Source organism: Pseudomonas crudilactis, from assembly GCF_013433315.1.
GTDB classification, from domain to species: domain Bacteria; phylum Pseudomonadota; class Gammaproteobacteria; order Pseudomonadales; family Pseudomonadaceae; genus Aquipseudomonas; species Aquipseudomonas crudilactis.
This window is the reverse complement of record NZ_WXVV01000012.1, coordinates 121,913-146,201: the sequence shown is the minus strand read 5'-3', so window position 1 is coordinate 146,201 and position 24,289 is coordinate 121,913. Positions and strand designations below refer to the sequence as shown.

At 56.1% G+C, this 24,289-nt stretch carries 24 protein-coding genes; 5 read left to right on the top strand and 19 right to left on the bottom strand.

From position 1 onward, the window contains the following. The first annotated feature begins 305 nt into the window (after positions 1-305). Positions 306-458, top strand: coding sequence for a UvrD-helicase domain-containing protein (locus tag GTU76_RS15385; protein ID WP_180698988.1), 153 nt, complete (start codon positions 306-308; stop codon positions 456-458). A gap of 100 nt (positions 459-558) precedes the next feature. On the opposite strand, the gene GTU76_RS29900 is transcribed toward GTU76_RS15385, so the two are convergent. The 3 genes from GTU76_RS29900 to GTU76_RS15375 all read right to left on the bottom strand — a co-directional run bounded on the left by GTU76_RS29900 (position 559) and on the right by GTU76_RS15375 (position 5,423). Further along, entirely contained in the window at positions 559-708 is a 150-nt protein-coding gene (locus tag GTU76_RS29900) for a hypothetical protein (RefSeq protein ID WP_219342157.1), read from the bottom strand. A 90-nt stretch (positions 709-798) separates the two neighbouring features. Then, a complete protein-coding gene (locus tag GTU76_RS15380) occupies positions 799-1,569 on the bottom strand; it encodes a hypothetical protein (RefSeq protein WP_219342156.1) in 771 nt (256 codons plus the stop codon). A 461-nt stretch (positions 1,570-2,030) separates the two neighbouring features. Then, on the bottom strand, positions 2,031-5,423 hold the full coding sequence (locus tag GTU76_RS15375; protein ID WP_180698987.1) for a TM0106 family RecB-like putative nuclease: 3,393 nt from the start codon (positions 5,421-5,423) through the stop codon (positions 2,031-2,033). Between the two features lie 239 nt (positions 5,424-5,662). Between GTU76_RS15375 and GTU76_RS15370 the strand changes: the two genes are divergently transcribed. After that, positions 5,663-6,598 (top strand): 5'-nucleotidase, encoded by a 936-nt coding sequence (locus GTU76_RS15370; RefSeq protein WP_180698986.1) that lies wholly within the window; start codon positions 5,663-5,665, stop codon positions 6,596-6,598. A gap of 178 nt (positions 6,599-6,776) precedes the next feature. Here the strand turns inward: GTU76_RS15370 and GTU76_RS15365 are convergent, their stop codons facing one another. The 3 genes from GTU76_RS15365 to GTU76_RS15355 form a co-directional block, all read right to left on the bottom strand. Further along, complete coding sequence (locus GTU76_RS15365) at positions 6,777-7,460, bottom strand: hypothetical protein (protein WP_180698985.1); 684 nt, start codon at positions 7,458-7,460, stop codon at positions 6,777-6,779. A 99-nt stretch (positions 7,461-7,559) separates the two neighbouring features. Further along, positions 7,560-7,955 carry a hypothetical protein gene (locus GTU76_RS15360; RefSeq protein WP_180698984.1) on the bottom strand — a complete coding sequence of 132 codons (396 nt, stop codon included), beginning with the start codon at positions 7,953-7,955 and terminating at the stop codon, positions 7,560-7,562. Between the two features lie 75 nt (positions 7,956-8,030). After that, positions 8,031-8,315, bottom strand: a complete 285-nt coding sequence (locus tag GTU76_RS15355) for a hypothetical protein (protein ID WP_246376048.1) — start codon at positions 8,313-8,315, stop codon at positions 8,031-8,033. Between the two features lie 498 nt (positions 8,316-8,813). On the opposite strand from GTU76_RS15355, the gene GTU76_RS15350 reads away from it, so the two are divergent. Next, complete coding sequence (locus GTU76_RS15350) at positions 8,814-9,533, top strand: hypothetical protein (RefSeq protein WP_180698983.1); 720 nt, start codon at positions 8,814-8,816, stop codon at positions 9,531-9,533. On the opposite strand, the gene GTU76_RS15345 is transcribed toward GTU76_RS15350, so the two are convergent. The 9 genes from GTU76_RS15345 to GTU76_RS15305 form a co-directional block, all read right to left on the bottom strand. Then, positions 9,517-9,939, bottom strand: a complete 423-nt coding sequence (locus GTU76_RS15345; protein ID WP_180698982.1) for a cell wall hydrolase — start codon at positions 9,937-9,939, stop codon at positions 9,517-9,519. The genes GTU76_RS15350 and GTU76_RS15345 overlap by 17 nt on opposite strands. A 41-nt stretch (positions 9,940-9,980) precedes the next feature. Next, positions 9,981-10,319 (bottom strand): tail fiber assembly protein, encoded by a 339-nt coding sequence (locus GTU76_RS15340; protein ID WP_180698981.1) that lies wholly within the window; start codon positions 10,317-10,319, stop codon positions 9,981-9,983. Beyond that, positions 10,320-11,507 (bottom strand): hypothetical protein, encoded by a 1,188-nt coding sequence (locus GTU76_RS30035; protein ID WP_246376047.1) that lies wholly within the window; start codon positions 11,505-11,507, stop codon positions 10,320-10,322. 25 nt (positions 11,508-11,532) lie between these two features. Next, positions 11,533-11,949, bottom strand: coding sequence for a hypothetical protein (locus GTU76_RS30030; protein WP_246376046.1), 417 nt, complete (start codon positions 11,947-11,949; stop codon positions 11,533-11,535). A gap of 242 nt (positions 11,950-12,191) precedes the next feature. Next, positions 12,192-12,500 carry a hypothetical protein gene (locus GTU76_RS15325; RefSeq protein WP_246376045.1) on the bottom strand — a complete coding sequence of 103 codons (309 nt, stop codon included), beginning with the start codon at positions 12,498-12,500 and terminating at the stop codon, positions 12,192-12,194. Positions 12,501-12,551: 51 nt separating this feature from the next. After that, on the bottom strand, positions 12,552-16,115 hold the full coding sequence (locus GTU76_RS15320) for a TipJ family phage tail tip protein (protein ID WP_180699025.1): 3,564 nt from the start codon (positions 16,113-16,115) through the stop codon (positions 12,552-12,554). 202 nt (positions 16,116-16,317) lie between these two features. Further along, positions 16,318-16,926 (bottom strand): tail assembly protein, encoded by a 609-nt coding sequence (locus GTU76_RS15315; protein ID WP_180698978.1) that lies wholly within the window; start codon positions 16,924-16,926, stop codon positions 16,318-16,320. Between the two features lie 42 nt (positions 16,927-16,968). Beyond that, positions 16,969-17,391 carry a hypothetical protein gene (locus tag GTU76_RS15310; protein WP_180698977.1) on the bottom strand — a complete coding sequence of 141 codons (423 nt, stop codon included), beginning with the start codon at positions 17,389-17,391 and terminating at the stop codon, positions 16,969-16,971. 2 nt (positions 17,392-17,393) lie between these two features. Then, complete coding sequence (locus GTU76_RS15305; protein WP_180698976.1) at positions 17,394-17,720, bottom strand: hypothetical protein; 327 nt, start codon at positions 17,718-17,720, stop codon at positions 17,394-17,396. 182 nt (positions 17,721-17,902) lie between these two features. On the opposite strand from GTU76_RS15305, the gene GTU76_RS15300 reads away from it, so the two are divergent. Both GTU76_RS15300 and GTU76_RS15295 read left to right on the top strand, forming a co-directional pair. After that, positions 17,903-18,517, top strand: a complete 615-nt coding sequence (locus GTU76_RS15300; protein ID WP_180698975.1) for a hypothetical protein — start codon at positions 17,903-17,905, stop codon at positions 18,515-18,517. A gap of 418 nt (positions 18,518-18,935) precedes the next feature. Beyond that, a complete protein-coding gene (locus GTU76_RS15295; RefSeq protein ID WP_128614526.1) occupies positions 18,936-19,211 on the top strand; it encodes a hypothetical protein in 276 nt (91 codons plus the stop codon). A gap of 140 nt (positions 19,212-19,351) precedes the next feature. Here the strand turns inward: GTU76_RS15295 and GTU76_RS15290 are convergent, their stop codons facing one another. Genes GTU76_RS15290 through GTU76_RS15275 form a run of 4 tightly spaced genes read right to left on the bottom strand, consistent with a single transcriptional unit; the run spans position 19,352 to position 24,265 of the window. Further along, positions 19,352-20,116: a C40 family peptidase gene (locus GTU76_RS15290; RefSeq protein WP_180698974.1), complete on the bottom strand. Its 765-nt coding sequence runs from the start codon at positions 20,114-20,116 to the stop codon at positions 19,352-19,354. 1 nt (position 20,117) lies between these two features. Next, positions 20,118-20,867, bottom strand: coding sequence for a phage minor tail protein L (locus GTU76_RS15285; protein ID WP_180698973.1), 750 nt, complete (start codon positions 20,865-20,867; stop codon positions 20,118-20,120). 9 nt (positions 20,868-20,876) lie between these two features. Continuing rightward, positions 20,877-21,215 (bottom strand): phage tail protein, encoded by a 339-nt coding sequence (locus GTU76_RS15280; protein WP_095111675.1) that lies wholly within the window; start codon positions 21,213-21,215, stop codon positions 20,877-20,879. Then, entirely contained in the window at positions 21,215-24,265 is a 3,051-nt protein-coding gene (locus GTU76_RS15275; protein ID WP_180698972.1) for a phage tail tape measure protein, read from the bottom strand. Before GTU76_RS15275 ends, GTU76_RS15280 begins: the two co-directional genes overlap by 1 nt. Positions 24,266-24,289 lie beyond the last annotated feature (24 nt).

Here is a 24,289-nt window from a genome sequence, read left to right as displayed (position 1 = left end):
TGTAGGCATGTCTCCAACGGAAAAGGTGGAAAGTGGAGGGTGTTTATTTATCGGGCAGACTGGCCGTTGCTGGCCGATTGTTGCCTGTAATCGCGACCCGCAGAAAACGGCCATAAGCGGCACCTCCATGGAACTGCGCGTAGCCTTCCGCAGCTTGCGCTAGGTACAGCGTAGGATTGGCCTATCCATTGCTCTGATGGGCAGGCTCCCCCTCTAATATCGATTTAGTAGAACCACAGTGTGCGCGGACCACGCCTTATACTGATAAACGCAACACCGATGGATAAAAGGACGTCGAGAGCATCATGTCGACAGGGCGTGACTACGGGGTGGGCGATATCAAACAGGCCATTTATGGCTTTCGCGGCAGTGACAGCGCGTTGATGCAGGCCATCCTCAAGTCACTTCCACAACTCGGCACCTTGATGGCGCGGGTGCGGGAGTTGATCGAGTCGTGACTCTCTGATGAAGTCGTCGGTGGCACTGCCGTGATATCGGCCGACGCGTAATTCACCAAACTAATGCCGGTCCTGAGCAATCAGGACCGGCGCTGGCAGTTCAGTCCAATCGGATATCCAACCCAAGCCCCGGCAGGCACCATTCCTGCCAACTTTCGTCTACGGCCGCACGCTCTTCAGCGTTGGCACAAAAATCCTTGGCCAACTCGAACAACGCCGCCACTCGCTGCCGGCGCTGCTCCGTGGTCATCTCGCCTCTTATCCCAACGGTCTGTACAGTCTGGAGAATTTTCGTGCATTGGGCCTCATCCAATCCCTCCGGAAAGATGGAAAAGCACGTTTACTGACTGACATGCAGCAGCGGTGGCAGTACGCGCAGGATCAATCGGTGCAGTGCTTTATCGCCCGTGACCACTGCAGGTGTGCCAATAAATGAATAACCCTGCTGGCGTAGCGTCGGCAGTATCAACCATAGATTCAAATCCCCCGCCCGGTTGCGCAGGTACGGCACTGTGATGTGGCTGCCCTCAACCTTTTGTCCCGACTGGAAAGCCAGGAAGGAATCCAGATACGAGTATGCAGGCTTCGTATCCCCGTCGAGTTTGAGCGCCTGCTTACTTTTCAGCACAACCCCTAAGGCAGTCAACATAAGGCTGGAAGTGAAGCGCGGAATATCAGCCTGGCCAATTCGATCAAGCTCCGCCAGCGCCGTATCCACCGGCATCTTCCTCGACAGCAATGATTTCATGATCACCACATAGGGAAAAATGAGGCTGAACTGCGTCTTCAGTGCCGCTTCATTCCTGCGTAAAAGGGCCACTTGTTGCTCGGCGAAATTCGCTCGAAAGTTAAAGCCAAAATCGCACAAGGTTTGGGTCATCGCGTCTATTCGGGTAATTGGGTCAGCGCGAAACTCTGGATTGGAAAACCACTGTTCCATCAGCGCCGGCAACGGATTCAGAATGGACTGGTCTCGGACGTGCTGCGGCAGCTGGCGCGCCCAATCCACTTTACTCAGGGCATTGGTGTCCAGAAATAGCTCATAGGGGCCATCGCCTTTCTTTGCATTCAGAAACGGCCACACCACAGCGCAACCACTTGGTGTGAGCATGCATCGTTCGTCATAAGGCACAGCGATATTAAGTTGCTGCATTGGAACACGAACCTCATCGCATTACTGTTTTTGAAGCCCTAAATTTTATAGGTGACAGGCTACCCTTGCATGGCATCGTTCAAACGCATCCGTTGATCGATGATTGCGTCTAACAACTGTATTCCGGCCGGCGTATTTATCCGCCCTGCACCGGCGGGGATAGTGCCTCACTGTCGCCTTTCGGATAAACGCTCATGACAAAGTCTGATTTCGCCGCCTCGTCCTGGACCGCAGGGGCAGGCATCGACGCAGATATCTGGCTCTCTTCGATCTGGCCATCGACAGCAAGCTTCGAGCCTGCGACTTAATGAAGCCCAAGCTCCGCGTGCGCGATGTCGCTCCTGGCGAGTACATATCATCACGAGCCATGGTGATGCAGCAGAAAACGCAGCGGCCGTCAGGATTACTAACTCCTTTTTCTATATTTTCGTCGCAAGTTCATCGTAACGGCAGAAAGCATTGGCGAGTTGCATCTGGCGGGGTGTTCGGCATTGAGCCTCAAACAAAGTAGGCGATGCAACGAGTACACAAACACATTTTGCACGTGATGTAGCGACATTCAGTCGGTTTAGGCTGTAGAGAAACTCCATTCCACGCGGTGCATCGACGTAGCTTGATGTTGTCATCGAGTAAATGACGATCGGCGCTTCCTGTCCTTGGAATTTGTCGACAGTTCCGATCCGAGCGCCCGAAATGCGGTCCTGCAGCTCGAACACCTGCGCATTATAGGGAGCAATGATTAATATATCTTGAAGCGATATCAGTCGCTCAACACCATGCCTGTCGATCCAGGTAGTGCCTGTCGCAAGGATTTCCTCCACGAGCGTTCGAACGCAATCAGCCTCTTCCGGCGATGAACTCTGATTGCCTTCAGAAACGACTGCAACATAGCGAAGGCCTGAACCATTGAGGCGTCCGGGTGAGCGAATTGCTTGAGCCTCCAATCCTGGGCGAGGATGAAGACGCCCCTCGTAGAATAGTTCGGACGTATAGGAGCAGATGTCCGGATGAAGACGCCATGTCTCCGCAAGAAAAAGTCCTCGGTCAGACGCAATCGTCTGCTCTTCACCAAGAATATGATGCAGAGCTGAAACATCAGTGCCTTCTGGATGACTACCCTGCATCGGCTGATCGAGTTGTTGCGGATCGCCTAGCAACACAACGCTATTCGCCGCTTGTGATACAGCAATTACATTTGCAAGCGCCATTTGCGCCGCTTCATCAATAAACAGCACATCTACGGAGTGCGCTGCATCAGGCGACGCCCACAGCCAAGCAGTCCCTCCTGCCACATTAGCTCTGCTGCCGATGGCGTTTAGCAAATCAGCATTACTTTTTACAAATCGCAATCGCTGCTGATCTGGTTCCATCTCCGAAGGTTTTTGAAAGCAGCAAACATCAATTCCCATTTCTTCAGAAGCCTTCACAACTCCATCGAGAAGGTTGCGGATGACCTTGTGGCTATTGGCAGTTACTCCAACAGTCTTCCCGGCTTGCACGAGAGAACAGATCATACGTGAGCCTGTGTGCGTCTTGCCGGCACCTGGCGGCCCTTGAATTGGAAGCAGTCCACTTTCGATATGTGCCGCAACACGGAGTGCGGCATCTAGGGCAGGCTCACCTTCATGCTGGATCGGTTGATCTCCTATACGAGGGGGCAGACGCATCAGAAGATCACGAGCGGCCTGAAAGGGTCCGCCTCCCTCCATCCCATGAGCAACGACATGTTCGCCGATGCGAACAAGTGCATTGGCGAGGACAGTCGTATTAATAACTGTGTGGGAAAAAACTGCCTCAGGATGAATATTTGCACTGTCCCCTCTTTTCTTAATATCGACCCAACGTTCATCCAGAGAAATTGCGTCGACGCTGCCTAGCTTCCTGCCTCCTAAAGTGTGCAAATCCTCACTGCCGCGCATCTCCGTTTCTTGAGGAGGGAAGCTGTAGCGATGAATGGGTGCCTTAGCGGTTCCCCCATTCACGCCCACAAATGTTAGACCTGAAAGTCCAGCTCGCTCGTCGAGCAAATCTTCTGCCATAAGGTCGGAAAGGCGGAAATACTCCCACCAAAGCGCCTTCTGTTCTCTGCGGTGCCAGTCGAGCGAATGCGCGAGAATCCATCGAGCATGCTCCTCGGCCGTGCGCTCCGCCGCATCAGTAGTAACCCCGTCCGTCAACCGCTCGAAAAGCCCAATGATCTTCTCTTGCCATTCACCAAGTGCCTCGCTTGGCACGCTCCCAGGGACTTCCGGTCGAGGAATGATATTGCCAACGTTGATCAAGTTGGTGCGCTGTATTTCTAGCCAGTCCCGAAGTCGCCATGTAGATACGCAATCATCTCGGTTGTATCCAGTCACAACAGAACGATCAACATCATTGATGAACGCTAAATCTCCCAGCTCAAGACATGCTTGAACCTTAGCAAGCGCCTTGTTTGCTTCTGAAAGTTCTGTGTCTCGGCTGAAATCGTATAAGGGCTCAAGCTTTTTGATCGAGTAACTTTCCACGCTCGCTCGCAGACCATTTCGTATCACGCTGTAAAGGTCAACAAAACGTTTAGAGCGCAGAAGAGCATCAATCTCTTCTTCACGACTTGCATGACGCCCCATCAACCGTTTTAGAGCAGCCGGCTCATAGGGTGCGAAATGGTAAATGTGCAGATCCGGGTATTGCTCCTGTCGAGCGACGACGAAATCGATGAAACGCTCGAAATTCAGTTTTTCCTCCTCACGAGATAGCGCCCAGTCAGCCGTATAAGCGATGCCATTGTTATCATCAATAAAAGTATAACCAAACAAGTACTCAAGGCCGCCTTCCCCAGCAAATGGGTCGCCCTCCAGATCGAAGAAGATATCCCCGACTGAAGGTTCGGGTAAGCTCGCTAAACCGAATCCCTCCGTAACAGGTAAAAGTTCGTGAAGCACGCTCCCTGCTTCGCGTCCCTCGACCTGAATGCGCGCCTGCTCTCGTACCCGCTCGTACGAATGTACCGCCCCGCGCGAGGGTCTCCATGGAAGCGGAACCGGCATCGCTGCTAGATCCGTCATAGTTTCTATGCCGTGCCGTCTTAACTCATCGATATGGACTTTGGTAATCCCGGCCACAAGCGAGAGATGGTCATCCTCTCGACGTTTCCGGTCGCAACGACTCTGCCAACGACAGATGTCGCAATGCTCCTTCGGTTCAGGATAGATCACCTCCCCCGCGTGCTCGATAGCAGCTACAAGACTGCTTTTGACTCGTCGGAAGTACGCTGCGTAATCGTCCATTCGATACATCTGTGGCTCATACCCGGACCATGGGGCAACTACATAGCTATGTGTCGGGCAACCCCCTTGGATGGTGCCGACTAGATCGGCGTACAAGCAAAGCTGCAAGACAGTTCCACCTTTCGTCTCACGAGCAAGCTTGGTATCGATCACCTCATAAGACCATGCTCCAAGATTGCTCTCGGCCTCTACTCGCTTGAGGACATCCGTGCGACCCACCCAACCATTCGCGCGAAACGCGCCTTGTACTATGATCTCATCCCCAGCGAGCATGGCGCTCCTTGTGCGCTCAACCGATTCGTCATCAACTCCGATACCGTCAATGATTGTCACGTATAGACCCTGGGATCGTAGGTGCTCGACAAAGCCTTGTTCATGTCGTGCGCCACGCTCCCAAAGAATCTGCAGCAATGGGTCCCAGATAGCAGGGCGTTCTAGCTCGCCATTTGCCACAGCTAAGTCAAGGCTCGTTAAGTGCCGGCAGTTAAGGTGATCAACCAAGTCAGAAGCACTAAGAAAAATCGAATCGCCTTGCCTTTGCATTTGATTCCGACCTCATCAAAAGTCCATTCAGATGCTCTGTCGTCCAAATGCCAGCTCAAGTGACGTTTAGGATTAGCCAAAGCGATACCCGCCCGTCGAGTGTAGTCAATAGTGGGAGATTCACTGTGGACAGAAAAACAGGCACTCAAACATACCCCGTCGTGCGCTACCTTAAAGCTTCATCCGGATCACACCTACAGGGAAGGTCGCGTGTACTCAATCACTCAGAGGGACATTTCATGCCCTACGATCTAGAAAATCGTCTAGTCATCGGCGTTGCATCTAGCGCCGTATTCGACCTGTCCGAGTCGGACGCAGTTTTCAGAAGTCAAGGTGAGCAACACTATCGAAAATTTCAGGAAGAAAACCTGACAACTCCTTTGCCAAAAGGTATTGCGTTCTCATTCGTCAGGCGCTTGCTATCACTTAATGACCTGAGCACAGATCCCGAAAATGATCCATTGGTGGAGGTGGTTCTACTATCCAGAAATGATCCCGACACAGGACTGCGCGTGATGAAAACCATCGAGCATTACGGCCTGGGCATCACTCGCGCTATTTTCATGCAGGGGCGTTCGCCCTATGAATTCATTCCCGCATTGAACATAGCCTTGTTTCTATCTGCCAACAAAGAGGACGTAGATGCCGCGATCAAGGCTCGCTACCCTGCAGGTCAGGTGCTGGACTCCACGATCGTCGACGACGAACAGGACAACTCACTGCGTATTGCATTCGACTTCGATGGGGTATTGGCGGGGGACGAGTCCGAAGCGGTGATGCAACGCCAAGGTCTTACGAACTTTCATGCCCATGAGGTTAAAAACGTGATGCAACCACACAATCCTGGCCCTTTGCAGGAGTTTCTCGTGCGGATGGGGAAGATTCAGGCTGCAGAAGAGCAACGCAAAAGAGCCGATCCCAGTTACGAAAATCGATTCCGTGTTTCTATCGTCACAGCGCGCAATGCGCCTTCACATGAACGGGCTTTAAATACGCTAAAAAGCTGGGGCGTAATGGCCAATGACGCGTTTTTTCTGGGTGGTATCGAAAAGAGGAAGGTATTGGGTGTGCTAAGACCGCATATTTTTTTCGATGACCAATCGGGCCATCTACGTTCAGCCAGCACAGTAGTGCCATCTGTACATATTCCGTTTGGAGTCACCAACGAGGTTTAAAACACGTTGCTCGTTGATCCATTGGTCTTGCCCTTAGACTGCTGGCTAGCACAAGGAGGATTTTCTTTCTCCCGGCTGCTGGTGCCGCGCGGGCGATTGTTTTGATCAAGTAACGGTTTTTAAAGGCTTATAACGCTGATTGCGGCCAAGGTACGGGCCACACCTCTTTCACTGAGGGTTAGTTATCTCGCTCCTCAGCGCCTGATCCTGGGTTCGAGCGGTCGGCCCAGGTGAACAACGCCATTTCTACGTCTGCCACTCGCCAGCCTGTCTCTGTTGGCGCCGCCAGAAGATTACATCCAGGCCGGGCGATCTTCGCCGCATCGAGTTGCGTAACCAGGTCAGCGCAGAAGGCCTGGAATGCAACGTAGCCTCGGACCATCGAACCTTCATTACTGTCGTAAATTTTTTTAAGCAATCCCGCTTGAAGCATTGCTTCGCGTATACGCGCATCAAGGCTAGCGTGCATATCCGGCCGCAAGAACCGCAGCAGCTTCGATGCGTAGGTCAACCCGCACCCGGGGATCTGAAGCGCCGCAGTGATCGCGGCCTTGGGACTACCTATATTGGCAACTACTGGCTCGAAGATACTCAGTAGTGAAACGTTGCCCAGACCGACCTCAAATCTCATTCGGGGATCGTTCTTTCCGGCGCCCCAGGCGAGAAGCTCACGGACATAGTCCGTAGGAGCTTCAGTCATTATCGTCTGTTTAATAAGCCAACTGCCACGGTCTTCTAACGATTTTATCCATGGGAAGGCGGGATATATGTCGCCCGGATACCCTCGCGCCTTGTGGTTCAGGTTCGACCAGTTGTAGGCACGAAAAAAGGCAGGAAACTCTTTAATATTTATGACGGACAAAATGCTTCCTTAGCGCTGCCCTGCGCCGGCAAATTTTTGCTAAAAGGTAAAAATTACTCGTCGACTACACCATAAGGCGCCGGAGTAAAGGAGTCGGTATCAATGAGACTTTGATTGGACCTTGCCATCCACCAGTGTCACCGTCATGTAGACATACACTTCAGTACCCCAAGTGTAGACCTGAACCCTCCCCGAACTAGCGGCTTCTTTACCGGGTATTTTCACGATTTCTAGTACCTCGTCATACGTCATTCCCGGTTGTATCGCTTGGTACTGCCGCTCACTGATATTAGGGCGTTGTGCCCTGATTGTTTCAGCGCTAGGGAACCCAGTATGCGACTGGTAGTTAACGGTATTGCCGTTCCCAGAAATGACCGGACTATTTGCCCCGCTGCTGCTCTGCGACACGGCGGTTCCTGGTAATACCAGCGCAACTACTGACGCCAAAGCGCCTAAAATCCCAGCATACAAACCTATTTTTTTCATACTCACCATACGACGCTCTAAGAAATTAAATAAGGAACGTTGCCCGCAGGCACCCGAGAAGCGACGACATGGGACGTATGAAACCTAAACGCGGATCCACTCGCCAGGATCATCTGGTAATCCGAGAACAGAAGCATCCATCAACTCAAATGTTTTGGGGTGCAGCACCGAGCTAGTTGCATCACTTGTCAGATCATTGATCGCATGGGTAATGCTTCGATAGCTGCCCAGGCTCTCATCATCAAACACTGGGTGAAATCGCCCGTCAGTCGACTGGGCAATGTAGAAGGTGCCAACCTGCGTCGGATACCTCAAAAGAGCTAGCATCGATTTGCCTCCCTGCATCGAGGCCAAAATGCCGTCGATCATTAATGAGCAATGTAGAAAAAGCCACTATTAAGCCATCGCGCTATTTCAATCCAATTAGCGCGATCAGGCAAGGGCTGGATCAAGCCGCTCTGATAGAAGATTCCAGCAAGAGCCAGTCGTCTTGTAGGGGGAAAAGCGCTATAAAATAAAAAGGGGTCGCGAGATAAAATCTCGCAACCCCTTGAATTATATGGTCGGGACGGAGTGATTCGAACACTCGACCCCTAGCACCCCATGCTTGCAGGAGTGCGAAAAAGCTATACGGAACAGTCCTTTGGAACGGCGCCCACTGCAATCGATGCCTAACCGTGACTAACCGTATTTCACGAATCCCCGCAAAAGTCCCTACAGGCTTTCGACCAGAAAGTCCCTGCTCTACGGCGTCCTGCCGACCGAACACAAAACCAAAACCCTACAGCTCGTCGCCTCACCCTCGCTCACCCTGCCACTCTCAATTACTGTACATGCATACAGCACTTGTACAGCGAACCCAGCAGCATGAATTTCGACGAAGCGAAAACCCTCCGGCTCCAGCGATGGCGCACAACTATCGATGACCAGGACTTTCGGATACAGAACCCAGAGGGTCATCGGGAAACCCTTTACGAGATGGCAGCAACCCTCCTCAATGAAGGCCTGATAGACCTGCTTGAGCAGTTCGACATGAACGAGATGGCAGACGCCGCGTACTGGCACGCCGTCGAGGAGCTGCAGGACTCTACCGGACACTACCGCGGTGCCTCGACCTATGACGTCGTTCAGATCGATAACGGGAATCTGCTGGGTACTATCAGCCGGTCAATCTTCAACTTCAAAAGTGATGAGCCGCGCGGCGCTTCCTTCGCCTATGACGGGAAGGTCTACTCTGACGCGGGTGGTGTGCGGCTGACTCTGGGGCTTTCTCGGAAGATTGGGCGGATTTCAGGCCTAGTGCTGGAAATGAATGGTCGCCGATATCAGCTGATCGAGACCGAACGAATGATCGCCGGCGTAACGCACCGACCGCTATCCGATGCCGATGCTTACCGAGCGCTTATAGATGCAGCGCAAGTCGCGCACGAGGAACGGGATCTGCGGACCTTTGAAAGGGTGCGACCGCACATTGAGTCAGCGGCCTTCTGCATATGCCCTGACTGCCTTGATCGCTTTGATACGCGGGAGGATTGCCCTGCCTGCGCTGGGAAAGGGTTTGTTCAGAAGCTCACGGCACATCCCTGAAGAAGACGTGACCGCCCAGCTTTAGAGTCTGCTTTGCCTTCGTCGACCAAGCCGGCGCCTTGATGCTGGTCGCGTAGTAATGCGTGGCACCGCCGGTGGGATCAGGCACCTTGCCGTCGATCACCTGGTCGGCGGCAATCCGGCACTGCGCCAGCTCGCGGAACGGTATCTGCTTCACACCGATCAGGAACTGATAATTCGGGTCTGTCTTGTTCCAGCAGCTGAACTGGTACTTGGCCTGGCACACGCCTGCATACCCTTCCCCCCACCACGACTTATCCCTTCCATCGAATACGCGGTTTCGGATCGTCCAGGCGACGGCGATTTGCCCCGCAGTGCCTTCACCGCGAGCCTCACCCCATAGCGTTCGGGCGAGGATGTCGCGGTCTCTTTCTGTGATGGTCATATTTTTCTCCAGGCAAAAAAATACCCGCTCGATGGCGGGTATCAGGATTCAGGTGGGGTCGGCCAATCGGGCTGTTCAGGCCAGCCGGGGCGTTCTGGTGTTTTGCTCAGCGCAATCAAATATCGCTTCCAAGATTTCCAGATGACCCGGTCTCCTTCGCTGACTTCGTCGATATCGACGGCGGCTTGCAGCGGACTGATCTTTTCGTCGGCAAACTGCCGAAGCTGGTTGGCAGTGCTCTGAGATGAGCGAACCGCATCAGCTTTCTTGGCTGCCTCAACTAGCCAGTCTGGCAGTGTTTCAACGTAGGTTTCATCAGGCGCCAGTTCATGCTCGGGTCCGACAGCGCGCCAGCCTGTCTCAGTGATCGCGTATCCCATTTATCTATCCATCCCATAGCCAGCAACATCGAAAGTGGCAGCCCCACCGGTGGTTGAGTTCCAGAAAGAAAACTGTCCACCGCTGTCTAGAAGAACCGTCATCGGCACTTGCGAGCCGGCTGAGACCCGGTTGAAAACTGCGGCTGCATCTCCCGGGAGCCCCAAGAACAAAACCGGGGTTCCACCTTGTACTGCGATGATCGCGGCGGTTTGAGTAGTTAGAGGAACCATGTCACGAAGAGATACGGTCGTCGGTGCGGTCTGGTTGGCGCCGGCGACGACCCGGAATGGTGCCGCAGATAGAAGCGCTCGGTAACGAGCAATCCCCATCGAATCGATCTGGAAACTCTGCATGCCAACACCAGCGTTCGATTTCACAGCAAACACGAATCTACGGGAGGTATCGCCCGTTTTTGTTCTTGCCGTGCCCGAGTAAGGCGCCGCGGGAGGAGTTGTCACCAACTCCAATGCTGGAGCTCCCGCATTTTCATAAAGGTACAGGTAATACCAGGTGTTGGAAGTCAGTGACAGCCCTGAAAGGGTCAGAGCAGTTGGCACGGCAAGAGGCTTGCCGGTGCCTGGGATATAGGCCGTGCCGGGCGAAATCGCCAGAGATGTGGACGAGTTCCATTGAGGAATAAGCCCCTCTATGTATCCGGCGGATACCCCGGTGCCGATGGCAGCCTTGCCTGCCTGAAGCTTCCCGATTGCCACAAGTAACGTATCGGTCGCGACAACTGGCGTCTTAACCGAAAGGTCTAAACCATTGAGCGTGGCCGCGCGAACATTTTCAGAGGTTGCATATTTGTTGGTAAGTCCCTCCGGTAGGCCGTCGGTGTTGGTGAGATTGAGAGACGCCCGCACTCCGGGCAGGGTGGGCGTTTGCCCCAGCACCGCCAGCACGCCACCAAACTGATTGACCAGCGCGCGGAGCGAATCAGCCGAATCCTTCACATAGCCTTGCATAGGGGCGAGAGCGTAGGCGCCAGATGCGTTGGTCGAACCCTGATAGTTTGGCGAGATCGACAGCGCGGTATCACTGGCGATGTTGGTGACTTCGTACCAGCCACCGTCAGGGCCACGGAAAGCATCACCGACCCGGGCATTGGCAATGAAAGCAGTGCTCGTTCCGATTACAGCGTTGGTATTTTGGACGACAGAAACCGTCCCGGTTTTGTACCAGGGCATTGCGTATCTCCAGAAAATGAAAGAGTCAGGCCAGCAATTTGGCGCAGAGGAATGGGCGGTGGCCCTGATTTGTCCATGCAGTGAAAGCGAGGCTGTACATCATGATTCGGCCGTTGGCGTAATCCACGCCGATCGCACAACTACCGCCGGTGCCTTCGTTATGACAGGCCATAGTGAAGGGGTTTATAGATACGTATTCCCCTGCCCCAAGCGCTTTATTGATTCCCCATAGATACCGGCGCCCAACGCTTAACTGCTCGGTCCCCAAATAGGTCCAGTCTCCCGCCGCGAATGTCACGATGACCGCCGGCGCACCGCTGTCGTAGCAAAGCGCACCGTTCTGATCCCATAAGCGAAGGCCATAAGAGGCGGTACCCATCGACGCCCATGCCGCAACGAAATACTGACCGCTCAACGACTCGTTGACCTTTGAGGCGTTCATCGAAAACCCCGTCCAATTTCCAGGCCCTCCGGTGAACCAGACTGAATACGGAACCTGAATTACTCCCGTCTGATCCGGCCGAATGAAAACAAGCGGCGGATCTTGGCTAGTTACTGCGCGAGGAAATGTCGCCGTGGCGTTGCCCGTCCCTGAATACGATCCTCGCGTCAACATACAAAGCCGTGGAGCCTCCGAGTCGATTTGCACGAAAGCGTTGTCATTGATGCTCTGAAAACCGTAAATCATGTCGCATACCTAATCGCGTAAGCCTTAGCCACTACCGTTGACCCGATTGTGGAAGCGCTCGCTGATGGGTTTTTCTTGAGTACAACAACTTGGCCTGCCGCAGTGGTGACGAATGGATAGGATTTTTGGTTAGCGCTGCCGTCCGTCTCGGATGGCTGCACGTCCTGTGCCCTCGTCGGGATGATCATGAACACGCAATTGGCGGGATTGAAGCCGGGGATATTCAGCGTATAGCTGGGCACAGCCCCGCTGAAATCGATGACGCCCTGCCAGAGCACCTGATAGGTGAAGCTGTTGGTGTCCATAGCGAGCTGACCGCTCTCGTTAAAGACACGCAGTCCAAATAGCGCCATTGATTACCCCAAATAGCCGAGACGGACGCGCAACACATTGTTGGCGTCGTAGACCGAGACGTTCAGTGAGTTGATGACCAGCCGCCCTTGTCCAGGGACGATGCCGTTGATTTCCAGAGTTCCGTCTTTATTGAGGATCCAGCCTTGCTGGCCGGCGATGTAGTTGGTGGAACTGATGTAGCTACCGATCTTCGCGTTGGTGATTGTGCCGTCCTGGATGAACGCAGAATTCATAAAGACCTGCCCACCCTGCACAGCGAACGGCACTGCGATGGCCCCGCCGGCGATAGTGTTGACAATGGCGAACCTGTCGGCACTCACAAGGAACTGGCTTTGCAGACCGGCTCCGGTGTTCTCGATGCCAAGGCCGATACCCGCCGCGACGTACTGTCCATTCGCCGTGACCTGCATTTTCACAGACCACATCGTGCTCAACTTGCCGGCTGTGTCCGCGTAGGCCGAAGAGGTCTGTTGAATAGCCGCAGAGTTGTCGCCGACAGAGACGTTCAACTGGTCAATCTTCGTCGCCGTTACCGACTCGTTCGTGACCACCACTTCTTCAAGTTCGGTAATATTGGCTGCGTTCTCTCCAATCCTTGCGTCGAAGGTAGTAACCCTTCTGGCCATTGCCTCATTTTCAGACGCCCTGACCTTCTCCTCGGTAGCGATGGCAGCGGTGCTCGTCCAGCCTTTAAGCGCATCCGCCAGCTCACCCTCGCCGTCGTCATCACGGAAAGATGCCCGCAACGCCTGAAAGGCCGTTGCTTGCGCAGTGACCACACCGTCGAGTTCGGTAATCTCGGCAGTGTTGGTAGCCACCTGCTGGGCAAGTCCGTTCGCTGTCTCAACGGTCTGCCCAACGTCGAGCCAGTAGAGCGAGTTCGGCGGCGGGGTTTGGATAGGTACCGGGCCAGTGGCTTGATAGATCCGCTTGCCCTGCACCACCAGGTCGTATTCGGCGTAGGGTTCTTCCGGGTCGTAGCCTTTCAGGCCGTCGAGCGCATCGATCTGCTCCTGCAAGCCCGGGATCTTGTTGATCTCGTCTAACAGGTCCTGCCCGAGTTCTGTTTCAGTGATCTGCCCTTTAATCAGTTCGAGAATTGGACTGGCCTCTGAGCTCGACTGCCCCTGTACGCCAAGGCCGATCGGATACCAAGGCCCGATGTTTCCGATTTTGTCGACGATGCGCCCCCAGAAATAGAAGGTCACACCGGCGCGCAGGCCGAGCATGGAGAAATCACTCTGCGGATAGGCTAGGTCTGTCAGCTTCGTCGCGGTGCCCAGTTCAGTTGTCGGGCCATACCAGATCTCCGTGCGCTGGCTGTCCTCGGCGCCTGCAGGGAACCCCCACTTGAGATAGATGCCGAACAGCAACGGTGTTGCGGTCAAGAACGCCAGCGCCGGTGGCAACCCCTGCTTACCGCTGAGGTTGGTCAGGATCGAGTTGCGCCACGGCGACGTAATGTCGAAGGCACTCACCGCGCGGACGCGGGCCACGTACGCGCCGGCGTAGATGCCAACCACGTCCACGTTGGTCATGCCGGTGCGCTGCAGCTTGATCCAGTTGCCGCTGTCTTTTCGCCATTCCACGTCATAGCCGACCGCGCCATCCACGGCCGGCCAGCTGATAGTCATCGTGGCCACGGCCAGACCCTGCACAACCGATGAAGTCGACGACAGCGAAACGCTCGCCGGCGCCGGAACAACGGTGATCGGGATCACGCTGATTGGACGTTCTTCCAGGCGTGCGCCGGTGTCGATGAAGGCGAACTTGCTCGGTTCGAACTGGAGCGCGCTGATTTCGTAATCGCCCTCGGTGGTGCGCTTCGTGCGCAGCACACGGTAAAGCGGGATCGCCAAATCATCGGCATCGAGCGCCCATTGCAACTGCACCACCGGCGGTTCGCTGTAGGCAACCGTGACTGTCACGGCACGGCCGTTGACGCTTTGCACGGTGCGACCTTCTGCACGGCCACCCGGCAGGTTGATGATCAGCCGATCACCGGCCTTGGCTTGGGTGTCGCGGTCGAGAGTGATCACCCGCCCCGCCACTGCCGAGATCCGGCCGCCGACTTCACGACCAGCGAGCAGCGAATCGGCAACCGGGATGATATGGCCAGGCAGCGGAATCACGCCTTCCATGCCGGTCTTAAACGATACGGTGCGATCTTGATTATTGCTGAGGATCGCCCACTTACCACGGCGCTGAGCCTCGGAGGCGCGGGTGCAGCCAATGGCGCTCAGTTCGGTCGGCCGGTCGCCGTAACGGCGTTGCAGATCTAGGTCGGCGAATGGAATGACGTCGGTGTCGTAGTTGTTCGCCGGGTTGTCGTAGCTCACCAGCGCTCGGGTGTAACGAGTCTTCGCCGAGGCGCTGCCATACGAAAATTTGCCATCGATGACGTTTGCTCGGGTGAAGACGTAGTCGAAGTCCTGCGCGCGCGGCATGTCCGCCTGCATCACCAACTGACCCTGCGCCCAGTACGTCATGCCCCGATAAATCGCTGAGATATCGCGCAGCAGCGACCAGGCGTCAGCCTTGCCCTGCAGGTTCATGTCACAGAGGAAGCGCGGTTCTTGTCCGCCCAGACCGTTCGGCACCAACTGGTCGCAGTACTGGGCAATGCGGTACAGCTCCCACTTGTCGACCATGAACGGCTTGATGCGCTTGCCCAGGCCGAACCGGTCTTCGGTGCAAATGCCGTATGTGATCCACGCCGGGTTGTTGGTCCATGCCGATTTCATCGAGCCGTCCCACGTCCCGGTGTAGGCGCGCAGGATCGGGTCGTAGTTGCTCGGCACCATCCAGCGCCGGGCCTTGCACTTCACAGTGACGGCCGGGATGTTGGTGAGCTGCTCGGCGTCGAATTCGATGTAGAGCAGCGCAGTATTCGGGTAGCGCAGCTTGGCGTCGATGACTTCGGTGTAACCGGCCACCAGCATGGTGTCGGCGATCTTGTTGGTGTTCTGGTTCGGCGTCAGGCGGCGCACGCGGATTTGCCAGCCAGTGGTTGCATCCGGCAAATCGATACGGCGCGAGCGCTCGTAGCGTGTCGTGGTCTTGCCGTCGACCGCATCCACCAGCATCTGCTGATAAGCGCCGCCGTCGGTAGCGACGTCGATCGCGTATTCGATGCGGTAACCGCCGACGTTCCCCTGGTCATCAGACCGTTGCAGCGCAGGCCAAGCCAAACGCATGCGCACGGCGGAAAGCTGAGTGTTGGTGATTGATCGCACCCACGGCGAATCGTTGCGTAGCTCGATATTCAGCGACGTCTCGTTTTCCACGGACGGAATGCCCGGGATGTAGGTCTGATCCACCGAGCCAGGCCGCCAATCCCACTTCACATTCGGGAAGTTGTAGTTGCCGCTGGCATCGCGGATCGGCGTGTTGTCCAAGAAGATGTCGTAATCAGTTGGGACGCCGTCGAATTCGCCCTCGCCCACAGCGATTAGCAGCTTTGCCAAGTTGGTCGAGCGCAGGCTGTCGCTGGCTTCGGTCGGCGACTTCGGCTTGCTGCTGCCGCCCTTCTCGCCGTAAATCTCGATCTGTTGCGCTACACCCATGCTTTCCTCCAGGCATAAAAAAACCGCTTCAAGGGCGGTTTGGTCACAAGCGCTGAGGCTCGCGTAAAGCTTCATCGCGCAGATAGCAAAGCGGATTAAATTCCAAGTAATTGCGCGAATCAGTGGAAACGATTTTCCCATCAAAAGCCCTCCTTCACCTTGGAGGGCCAATCCCTCCTTGTTTAGGTGAGGGGTTTTGCTGCTACGTCTTATCTTCAGCCAAGATCGACGCCGAGATGATCATCCCGCCCCACCGACGTTCGCCGATGCAGATCGGTACCGGGTTGCCGCTGGCCGTGGTGTTCTTGGCACTGCCGAAGGCGTAGGACGGGGAGTTTTCTGGGGATGCGCTTTGCTTCAAGCCTGAGGCCTGCGGGCTGAGCATTTGGATCACGCCGCCGATCGCCATAGACGCGCCGGCCGCATACAAAAACGGCGATGCGGCTGCAAACGGAGTGAATGACAGTACATAGGCTGCGGCGATCATCACTGTGCCGATAATGGTCTGTAACCCGCCGGCACGCTTGCTGCCACCAATCACTGGAACAATGCGGATTTCCCGTGTACCGCCGAGATCGAATCCGTCCATTCCGATGTTTGCGCGATTGCGGAAGATCGCAAACTTCAGTCCAAGGCGCTCCAGTCGTTTAATTTCCTCGGCGAACCCATCAATGGTCGCATTGAGCGCACGGAACACCTCCACGGCCGATCCGCCGTCGAGGAGGAATGGCTTGCTTCGAAAAAACTTCTTCGCAAGCGAGCCGGACAACATGACTTTCGTCATTGGCGTGTGGGTAATTGCTGAGCACATGCCATTCTCCAGGCAATAAAAAACCGCCCGGAGGCGGTCTGTTCAGAGAGTCGTGGGCAGTATGTCGATCTGCCCATCGCCCCCGGTGAAAACTCGGTATTTCTTGATAGCGCCGTCTTTCACGATCGCTTCCCGCTCCACTCGGGCTGCACCCATGGAGCAGATGCCAGAGCCGGTGTAAGCGGCGCCAACTGAAACCGAATCAGGCGGCAGAAAGAACGACGCCTTTTGGCCTGGGTCGAGCTTGGCGGCCTGTTTGCCATCGATAAAAACGGCCATTGAACAAAGGCTTCCGGTCTGCCCAGAGTCGCGGATCACTTGCAGTGTCCCATATGGCCCTGATGGCTTGGCCTGGTAGGCCGACAGCTGACTGGCCGGCGCCTGCTTGGCTTCATTGGAAGGCGTCGGCGAAGTCGCACACCCCGCCAACAGCGCTACCGCCAACGCCCCTATCACAATCCGCATATTTACTCCTTATGGTCTCGCACGCTGAAGGTGAAGAAGTAGAACGAAATTTTTTCGTCCTCAATATCCCTCAGCTCGTACCGGATTCTATCCAGACCGTCATCGATGCGAGTCACGACGAGGTCCATGAATTGGGTTGGTCCGCCTCCGAAGCCGCTTAGGTTCAGTGCGCTGACGTCATGAAAAACAGCCGTCACACCCTCGGTTTCTGGATGTTCCGAGGAACTCATAGTCAGCGTGAGGCTGTATTTAAAATCCACCATTTCGAGCTGCATGGAAGCCACGCAATTGTGCTCGAAAAAGAGCTCGTTTAAGCGAGACAGCTCCATTTACGACCCCGATGACAAATCGGGGGCTGCACTCAGCTCAGCCAGCGCTCCTACGATCAATTTCATGCAGGTCACTCCTGTGGAAATGAGGGCAATGTAGCAGTACGTCGATTGTTCTAAAACCAGCAGCGTGGCATATGCTACTTTGTTCGAAGTCCCATTCTTATGATTGAAGACGCCATATGCCAGAGCAAACCCCGGATGTAGATCTTCAAAAATTCGTCCGAATGATTGGTCTAAATAGAGCGGCACCGGGTCGTTACAGTACCCTTCTCGCCCTGCAATTACTCGGTGGTGCGTTATCTGGCCATCAGAATCCGGCGAAAATCATCAGAGAGATCGAGGAACTTGAAGCTGGTAGACCCAGCCGGCTGAAACCACCTATTCAAAATCGTCACCCTCCGCTGAAAGGTCTGTGGCACAAGCACTATATGCAGGATGGTCTCGCCTCCATGGCGCAGAACATTCAGAAGGGGCTAACTTGGTTTAAAAGCCCCCTATTCAAGCAGATGATTCGGGACGCAGAGGATGCTGGCGAAGAACGATTCATCGAACCACACCACGTGCCTGCACTGGTTGAAGACATTGTTAGCGGGAACTGGCAAAGGCTCGCAGAAAGGCAAGCTTTAAGCGGAGAATGGATTGTCTTCGCTCAGCATGAAGGCCAAAACTATTACCTTACGATAGCTACACATGACAGCGCTACGCATCAACATGTGCGCGAACAAATCGATCAAGTCTGCTGCATTGAATTTCCTTTCTTAACGAAACTTTTGACCGATGCGGAGAAGCCGTGACTACTTGTCGTCAGATCGAGGTTGCCGTACCAGAACCTAACCTCACCTTCAAACACCTTGGACATACCCAGCGAGAAGACGGTTTGATTGGGCGCTACCACCTCGAAGTCACTGACACCCGGAGTGGCAAAACCGCGACGATCTCCGTGGAGCCAAGGCATCTCGCTTCTGCAAGAAGCATGAAAAGTATTCTGCTGGATAGGTGCATGTTCTACAGAGCATCACGCGCGGAGCATGACCAGATGCTGCTTGAAATTCTTGATCCGCAGAGTTTCGCACTCCAGGATTAGCCCGGCCCAGCCGGGCTTTTTCTCGCCTGTACGAATCCCCAGTAACGCCCCGGCGATCTCCGATAGTAGCCTCTTGCCCTCACGCAATGGATTCCCCAGTCCTTTGCCTGCAAGCCCAAGGACTGGGATTGCGCCAATTTCGGCGCGTTTATGACCTGGAGGTCAATGTGGTAGATCAGAATAAACTAATTGAAGCTATCAACTCGCACGGCGACGATATCCTCACGATCAGCAGCATTCTCCACGGATTGGTGATGCAACTAAAAAAAGCACAGGGCAATGCGGGGCTTGATGAGGCTCTTGGACATGCGCTGGAGATGGCTCATTCATATAACGCGAATGGGATAACTAAGCCAAATCTGGAGCGGATCAAGGCAGTTTTTGAGCAGCCTAAGTCTATTTAGGTTTACTTGAAATTCCGGGAGGTGGAGTGATTTTGTCCACCTTCTTCAAGTAAATGCCTAAGCCCACCCCGGCCATTACCAGCTTCGCGCTTGGCAGTACATCAGTTTTTCTAGATAACATCTCAATCTCCAACGGCGTATTATTTGGATGGCTGTGCATCTTTGTGCCTGAAAATCAGGCGTGTGCGGTCGAGCCAAGGCCCGCCGAAGACAATGACCTCAGACGGCCTTCCGTACAGGTGGTGCAGCAGGAAAGGCCCCGGCCCGAATGTCGCGGCATCCTCACCTGGCAAGGCGGGATCGGCGCCGAGGAAAATCCCGGCGTGGTTTGGGTAAACCGTGCGCCCCACTTCCATCACGATCATGTCGCCGCGCTGCGGCTGGTCGACGCGGTAGAACCCGGCGGACTCGTAGTTCGCTTCGTACAGGCTGGCGTTATCCTTGCTTTCCCACCAGCCATCGGCGCGCTTGAAAGCTTCGAACTCCAGCCCCCACTCGCGCTTGTACCAGTCGGCGCAGACCTGCCAGCAGTCCCAGGCACCGTGCACAAACGGGCGCCTCAGTAGCGGCACCTCACCGTTCGGCACGATGGTTCGCAGATCGCCCTCGGGCCAACTCAGGATGTGCCAAGGCATGGCCGTGGCTTCGCACATGGCGAGGTCGCGCGGTGACGGCCGGCTGGTGGCGTCCGGATGCGAATGCACCACGCCGATCACTTCCCCGACGTCTTCCGCCGCCGCATATTCCTCTGGATCGATTCGGAACTCTTCATTCGGCTCCGTCGAGACATTGATGCAGGGGAAGTATTGTTGCTTGCGTCCGATCGCCAGCAGCAGACCGCAGCACTCTTTCGGGTACTCGGCCGCCGCGTGCGCCTGGATCGCATTCAAGATGTGCTTTCGCATGTCAGCTCCGTGCGATCAGGGAAACGGCCGGGAAGCCACCGAACGGCAGCGGGTTGCCCTCGCCGAACCGCGGGATGCAGCCCTTGCCCAGGGTGGCGTCGCATTCGTCCAGTTCGGGGTTATCTGTGACGACGCCATCCTTGGTCACGTAGGGGCCGGTGTAGCCGCAGTTCGGTCCGCGGTAGCCGCCAGTTAGGCACCAGTGGCACAGCGTCGTGGCCTGCCGCCCAATCGACTCGTTGCCGACGTCGCCCGGGCTGGCAAGCTCCCAGCTGACGTTTTCCCCGTCCTCGTTCGTCTTCTGGTCGATGTACCAGACCTCGATCGTCTCTTGGGTTGGGTCGGCCGTCGGATTGCCGGCCGGGAAGTTCGCCGCGTCGAGGTAGGTGCCCAAGGTGTGGCGCATCGTCAGCTTGAACTCGAGTAGATCCTCGAACGCCAAACAAAGCGCTGTGATACGCCCGTTGACGTTGCCCACAGACAGAGTTGGCCGAACCGCTGTGCCGTCCCCGTTCGCCTCGATACCATCGATCTGCATTGGCCAGGCGCTGTATTCGTTGCCCTGCCAGTAGATGGCCTTCGCGGGTAATTGATCGGCATTGTCGCCGGCGGCGATCAGTTCGGCCGCCGAGTGCGGAATCGCGTGCCCGTGGAAGCGCAGAACGTCCGCACCGTAGTCCGTGCCGTCCAATTCAAAGAGCAGCACTTCGCTGCCAGGTTCAAGCACCTGGATGTCACTGATCAGCGGCATGATTGCCCCTTATGGTTTGAATGCCCGCTCGAACGTGGCAGTGAGTTTGAAGACCTCACCGCCCATTGGTGTGGGAGCGGGATTTTTGCAGGTGAACAGTCCGAGTTCGCCGAGCGGCGTTGTCCAGAGAAACGCTTTTGCCCCGGCGTGCCTATCGAGGAACGCCATGATCTGCTGCACCTTGGCCTTGTGCCCGACGCAGGTGATTGGATAGGAGTCCTCTTTGTTGTTCGGTCCGTCGCCGACGTTTTGGGCGTAGCCATTGCCGAACTTCGAGGAGCGCACCCGATAGTTGATATCGGGTGTTTCCCCGCGCCCGGTTGGCCAAGTGAATTTCTCGATGGCCATTAGGCCCTCCCGTTTGCATTTCGGAAGCTGGTGCCGCCCGCGCGCCAAGAATCAGCCACAGCTTTTTCGGCCACGGCCTGCATTTGCGACTGAAGGTTTTTCGACAGGGCTTGCTGGTCAATCTGCATGCCTTCGGAGCTCCTATCTTGCGTCATCACTGTCACCGGTGCGCTGATGCTGATCGAGGTTCCGGAGCCGCCACCGGCCGCGATAACGCCCAGCTTTCCACTTGCGGTTCTGGTCAGCGGCATGATCGCCTCCGGCCCCGCCTCGCCCATCACGCCCGCCCCGCCACCGGCCATCCCGAAGGCGGTCGGCGTGCTGACGATGTTGTTGGTGAAGGCGCCACCGTTGGCGAACATCTGCACACCCGACGACCAGGCACCGCCGAGCGCCTGCGGGAAGTAGGTGCTGGAGTACCCTGCCGAGGACGCGCCGAGATTCGAAGACGTCGCACCAGCAGATCCAGCCGCCAGCCCGTTACCGCCGCCTCCGCCAGTGAAGTAACTGGTGGCAGCACCGACGAGGCTGCTCAGCAACGCAGAACTGGCCTGACGGGTCGCGATCCGCGCCATGTCCGCCAGAATCGATTTAGTGAAGTCAGCAAACGACAGCTTCCCCGTCATGGCGAAGTTGACGACCGCGTCTTCCATCGAGCTGAAGGCATTGCCGAACAGGGTTTTCGTCTGGCCGGCAATGTTGCTCGCCGAGTCCAGATAGTTGGCCCAGGCCGATGTCGCGCCCTTGGTCCAATCACCCTGCGCCGCCTCAACATCCGCGTAGTTCTGCCGGATCTGATCGGTTGCGGCCTGGTTCGCATCGGCGAGAGCCTGCGACTTACGGGCGAACTCCTCCTCCGACATATTCCGCGACGGGTCGGACTTCTGATTTGCCAGTTCCAGCGACTGCTGTGCGAACCGATCCTGCTGGCTGTTCAACTCACTGTTGAGTGCGTTCTGGCGATCGCCCTGCCCGACGCCAAGAACCGCGCGCTGCCCTGCCAGCTCCAGCGCACGCTGCTGCTGAGCCAAGGCCTGAACGTAGGTCGTTATGGCACGCTCTTGTCGAGCGAGGCGGCCAGTTTCGTTCGTGGCCAGGACATCGAGCTGGCTGTCCGCATCCTTCTGCGCTTTGACCATGCCCGCGCGGGCGTCGGCGATCTTCTGATCCAGTTGGATGCTTTGCGCGGCAGAGGTGGTCTTCTTCGCCTTCGCGGCTTCCAGTGCAGCAATCTCTGCCTCGTAGGCTGCGGTTGCCTCGTCGCGCTCGTTGCCGATCAGCGCTTCGCGTTTCAAGGCGTAGTCAGCTTGAGAAACGAGTCCTGCCTTCTGCGCGGCGTCCAGTTCCTTCTGGGCGTTTTTGTACTCTTCGCTGATGGCTGTCAAGTTGTTCTTGGCGTTATTGAAGCCGGTCAGATCGACCTGCGAGCCAGCTGCTTTCGGATCCTTGAACTGGTCGTTGATGTTCGCAATGTTCTTATCAATCACCGCCTGATTCAGGCGAGGATCGTTCGGCGCGACCGTTCGGATGTCTTCGAGCTGACGCTTGTATTCCTTGATCGCGTCAGTGCGCTTCTGCTCATTCGTCCACGCTGACTTGGTGAGAGCGTCGACCTTCGCCATTGAGGAGACGGCATCGCCCTGAGCTTTCGCCTGCTCGCCCTGCCACTTAGCGATATCGGCTTCTGCTGCTTTCTGATCCTCCAGCATGTTGAGACGATTCTGGTAGAGATCAATCATCTCCTGCTTGTTCTGGAACAGGCCGACATTGCCTGCCTGCGCACCTGCCAAGTCGCGCTGGGCTTGCTCGATATCGGCGCCGATATCGCTGCGCCCGATATTCTTCAATCCATCAGCAGCCCGAGCAACGGCGTTGTAGCCCTTCTCCCAGAAACTCAGATTCTCGAGGATTCGCGGCGTGCGCTCGTTGATTGCATCAGCGAATGACTCGGTGGCCAGCTTCACGGCGCCTGCATGGTCGCCCTGCTTCTCAAGTGCAGTGATCTGCGAGTAAACTGAAGCGGTCAGATAGTGGTACTGCTCATTCAGCGCCGCAGACGCCTTGACCGGGTCGTCGGCGATCTTGGCGAACTCGGCCACCGTCTCGCTGACGGCCTTGCCTGTCGCTTCCTTCATCGACACGGCGGCTTGGGTGATGCCGGTGAAGCTCTCGCCGGCGATCTTTCCGTTGTCGGCCAGCAGAGCCAGCACGGCTGCTGCTTGGCCAGTGGTGCCAACGGTTGCGCTCACCTGACGGGCCATATCGCCCAATTGCCCGGCGCTCACACCGGCGTAATTGCCGGTGAGGATTAGCGATTTGTTGTAGCTGTCCTGCTCTTCGCTGCCCTTGTAGAAAGCGTATGCCAGCCCACCCACTGCGGCGGTGGCCAGCGCAAGCGGGCCAAGGATCGCAAGCAAGCCTGCTGCCCCCTCGCCCGCACCAGCGCCCAGTTGTGCGACTGCGCGAACGCCGCTACCCCAGTCTCCCGAAGACAGCGCATTCCCCAGTTGCACGACGTTTTCCTGTGCCTGGCGCGTGCCAAGTCGCAGTTTGTCGAAACCGGTGGTGGTTCTGTTGAGTTTGTCGTAGTCCTTATCGATCTTGCTCAGGGCGGTGTTGTACTCGTCCTGGCTGATCCGACCGGCATCCAGATGTTTGCCCAGTTGCTCGACCTGAGTATCCAGCTTTGCCAGCGCGGCGCGGGCCGGGTCAATGGCGCCCAACAGGCTGTTCAGTGCCTTCTGCTCATCCATGGTCGACTTGGCCAGCGCTACCTGCTGCTTGTCGAGCTGCGCCGAGATCTTCGCGGCCTCCGCCTCGCCATAGGCGCCTGTTTTGGTCAGCTTCGCCAGCGCATCACGTTGTTTGGCAAGGTCCTGCGTGGTCTTGGCGCTGGTGGAAAGCGACTTCTCCAGCGCCTGCATTTCGTTCATTAGCGAAACGGCAGACTGCTCGGCCCGGCCGCCGGCCTTCGCCATTTCATCCAGGCTCGTTTTGGCCTCGATCGCATCGGCCGAGTCGATCTTGACGCCGAGTTCTGCAATGTTCATCGACTCACCTTGAATAAGTGCCCG

Coding starts and splice junctions, on each gene's coding strand:
- GTU76_RS15385 (WP_180698988.1), top strand. CDS start 306: ATGTCGACAGGGCGTGACTACGGGGTGGGCGATATCAAACAGGCCATT.
- GTU76_RS29900 (WP_219342157.1), bottom strand. CDS start 708: ATGACCACGGAGCAGCGCCGGCAGCGAGTGGCGGCGTTGTTCGAGTTG.
- GTU76_RS15380 (WP_219342156.1), bottom strand. CDS start 1,569: ATGCTCACACCAAGTGGTTGCGCTGTGGTGTGGCCGTTTCTGAATGCA.
- GTU76_RS15375 (WP_180698987.1), bottom strand. CDS start 5,423: ATGCAAAGGCAAGGCGATTCGATTTTTCTTAGTGCTTCTGACTTGGTT.
- GTU76_RS15370 (WP_180698986.1), top strand. CDS start 5,663: ATGCCCTACGATCTAGAAAATCGTCTAGTCATCGGCGTTGCATCTAGC.
- GTU76_RS15360 (WP_180698984.1), bottom strand. CDS start 7,955: ATGGTGAGTATGAAAAAAATAGGTTTGTATGCTGGGATTTTAGGCGCT.
- GTU76_RS15355 (WP_246376048.1), bottom strand. CDS start 8,315: ATGATCGACGGCATTTTGGCCTCGATGCAGGGAGGCAAATCGATGCTA.
- GTU76_RS15350 (WP_180698983.1), top strand. CDS start 8,814: ATGAATTTCGACGAAGCGAAAACCCTCCGGCTCCAGCGATGGCGCACA.
- GTU76_RS15345 (WP_180698982.1), bottom strand. CDS start 9,939: ATGACCATCACAGAAAGAGACCGCGACATCCTCGCCCGAACGCTATGG.
- GTU76_RS15340 (WP_180698981.1), bottom strand. CDS start 10,319: ATGGGATACGCGATCACTGAGACAGGCTGGCGCGCTGTCGGACCCGAG.
- GTU76_RS30035 (WP_246376047.1), bottom strand. CDS start 11,507: ATGCCCTGGTACAAAACCGGGACGGTTTCTGTCGTCCAAAATACCAAC.
- GTU76_RS30030 (WP_246376046.1), bottom strand. CDS start 11,949: ATGAACGCCTCAAAGGTCAACGAGTCGTTGAGCGGTCAGTATTTCGTT.
- GTU76_RS15325 (WP_246376045.1), bottom strand. CDS start 12,500: ATGGACACCAACAGCTTCACCTATCAGGTGCTCTGGCAGGGCGTCATC.
- GTU76_RS15320 (WP_180699025.1), bottom strand. CDS start 16,115: ATGGGTGTAGCGCAACAGATCGAGATTTACGGCGAGAAGGGCGGCAGC.
- GTU76_RS15315 (WP_180698978.1), bottom strand. CDS start 16,926: ATGTGCTCAGCAATTACCCACACGCCAATGACGAAAGTCATGTTGTCC.
- GTU76_RS15310 (WP_180698977.1), bottom strand. CDS start 17,391: ATGCGGATTGTGATAGGGGCGTTGGCGGTAGCGCTGTTGGCGGGGTGT.
- GTU76_RS15305 (WP_180698976.1), bottom strand. CDS start 17,720: ATGGAGCTGTCTCGCTTAAACGAGCTCTTTTTCGAGCACAATTGCGTG.
- GTU76_RS15300 (WP_180698975.1), top strand. CDS start 17,903: ATGCCAGAGCAAACCCCGGATGTAGATCTTCAAAAATTCGTCCGAATG.
- GTU76_RS15290 (WP_180698974.1), bottom strand. CDS start 20,116: ATGCGAAAGCACATCTTGAATGCGATCCAGGCGCACGCGGCGGCCGAG.
- GTU76_RS15285 (WP_180698973.1), bottom strand. CDS start 20,867: ATGCCGCTGATCAGTGACATCCAGGTGCTTGAACCTGGCAGCGAAGTG.
- GTU76_RS15280 (WP_095111675.1), bottom strand. CDS start 21,215: ATGGCCATCGAGAAATTCACTTGGCCAACCGGGCGCGGGGAAACACCC.
- GTU76_RS15275 (WP_180698972.1), bottom strand. CDS start 24,265: ATGAACATTGCAGAACTCGGCGTCAAGATCGACTCGGCCGATGCGATC.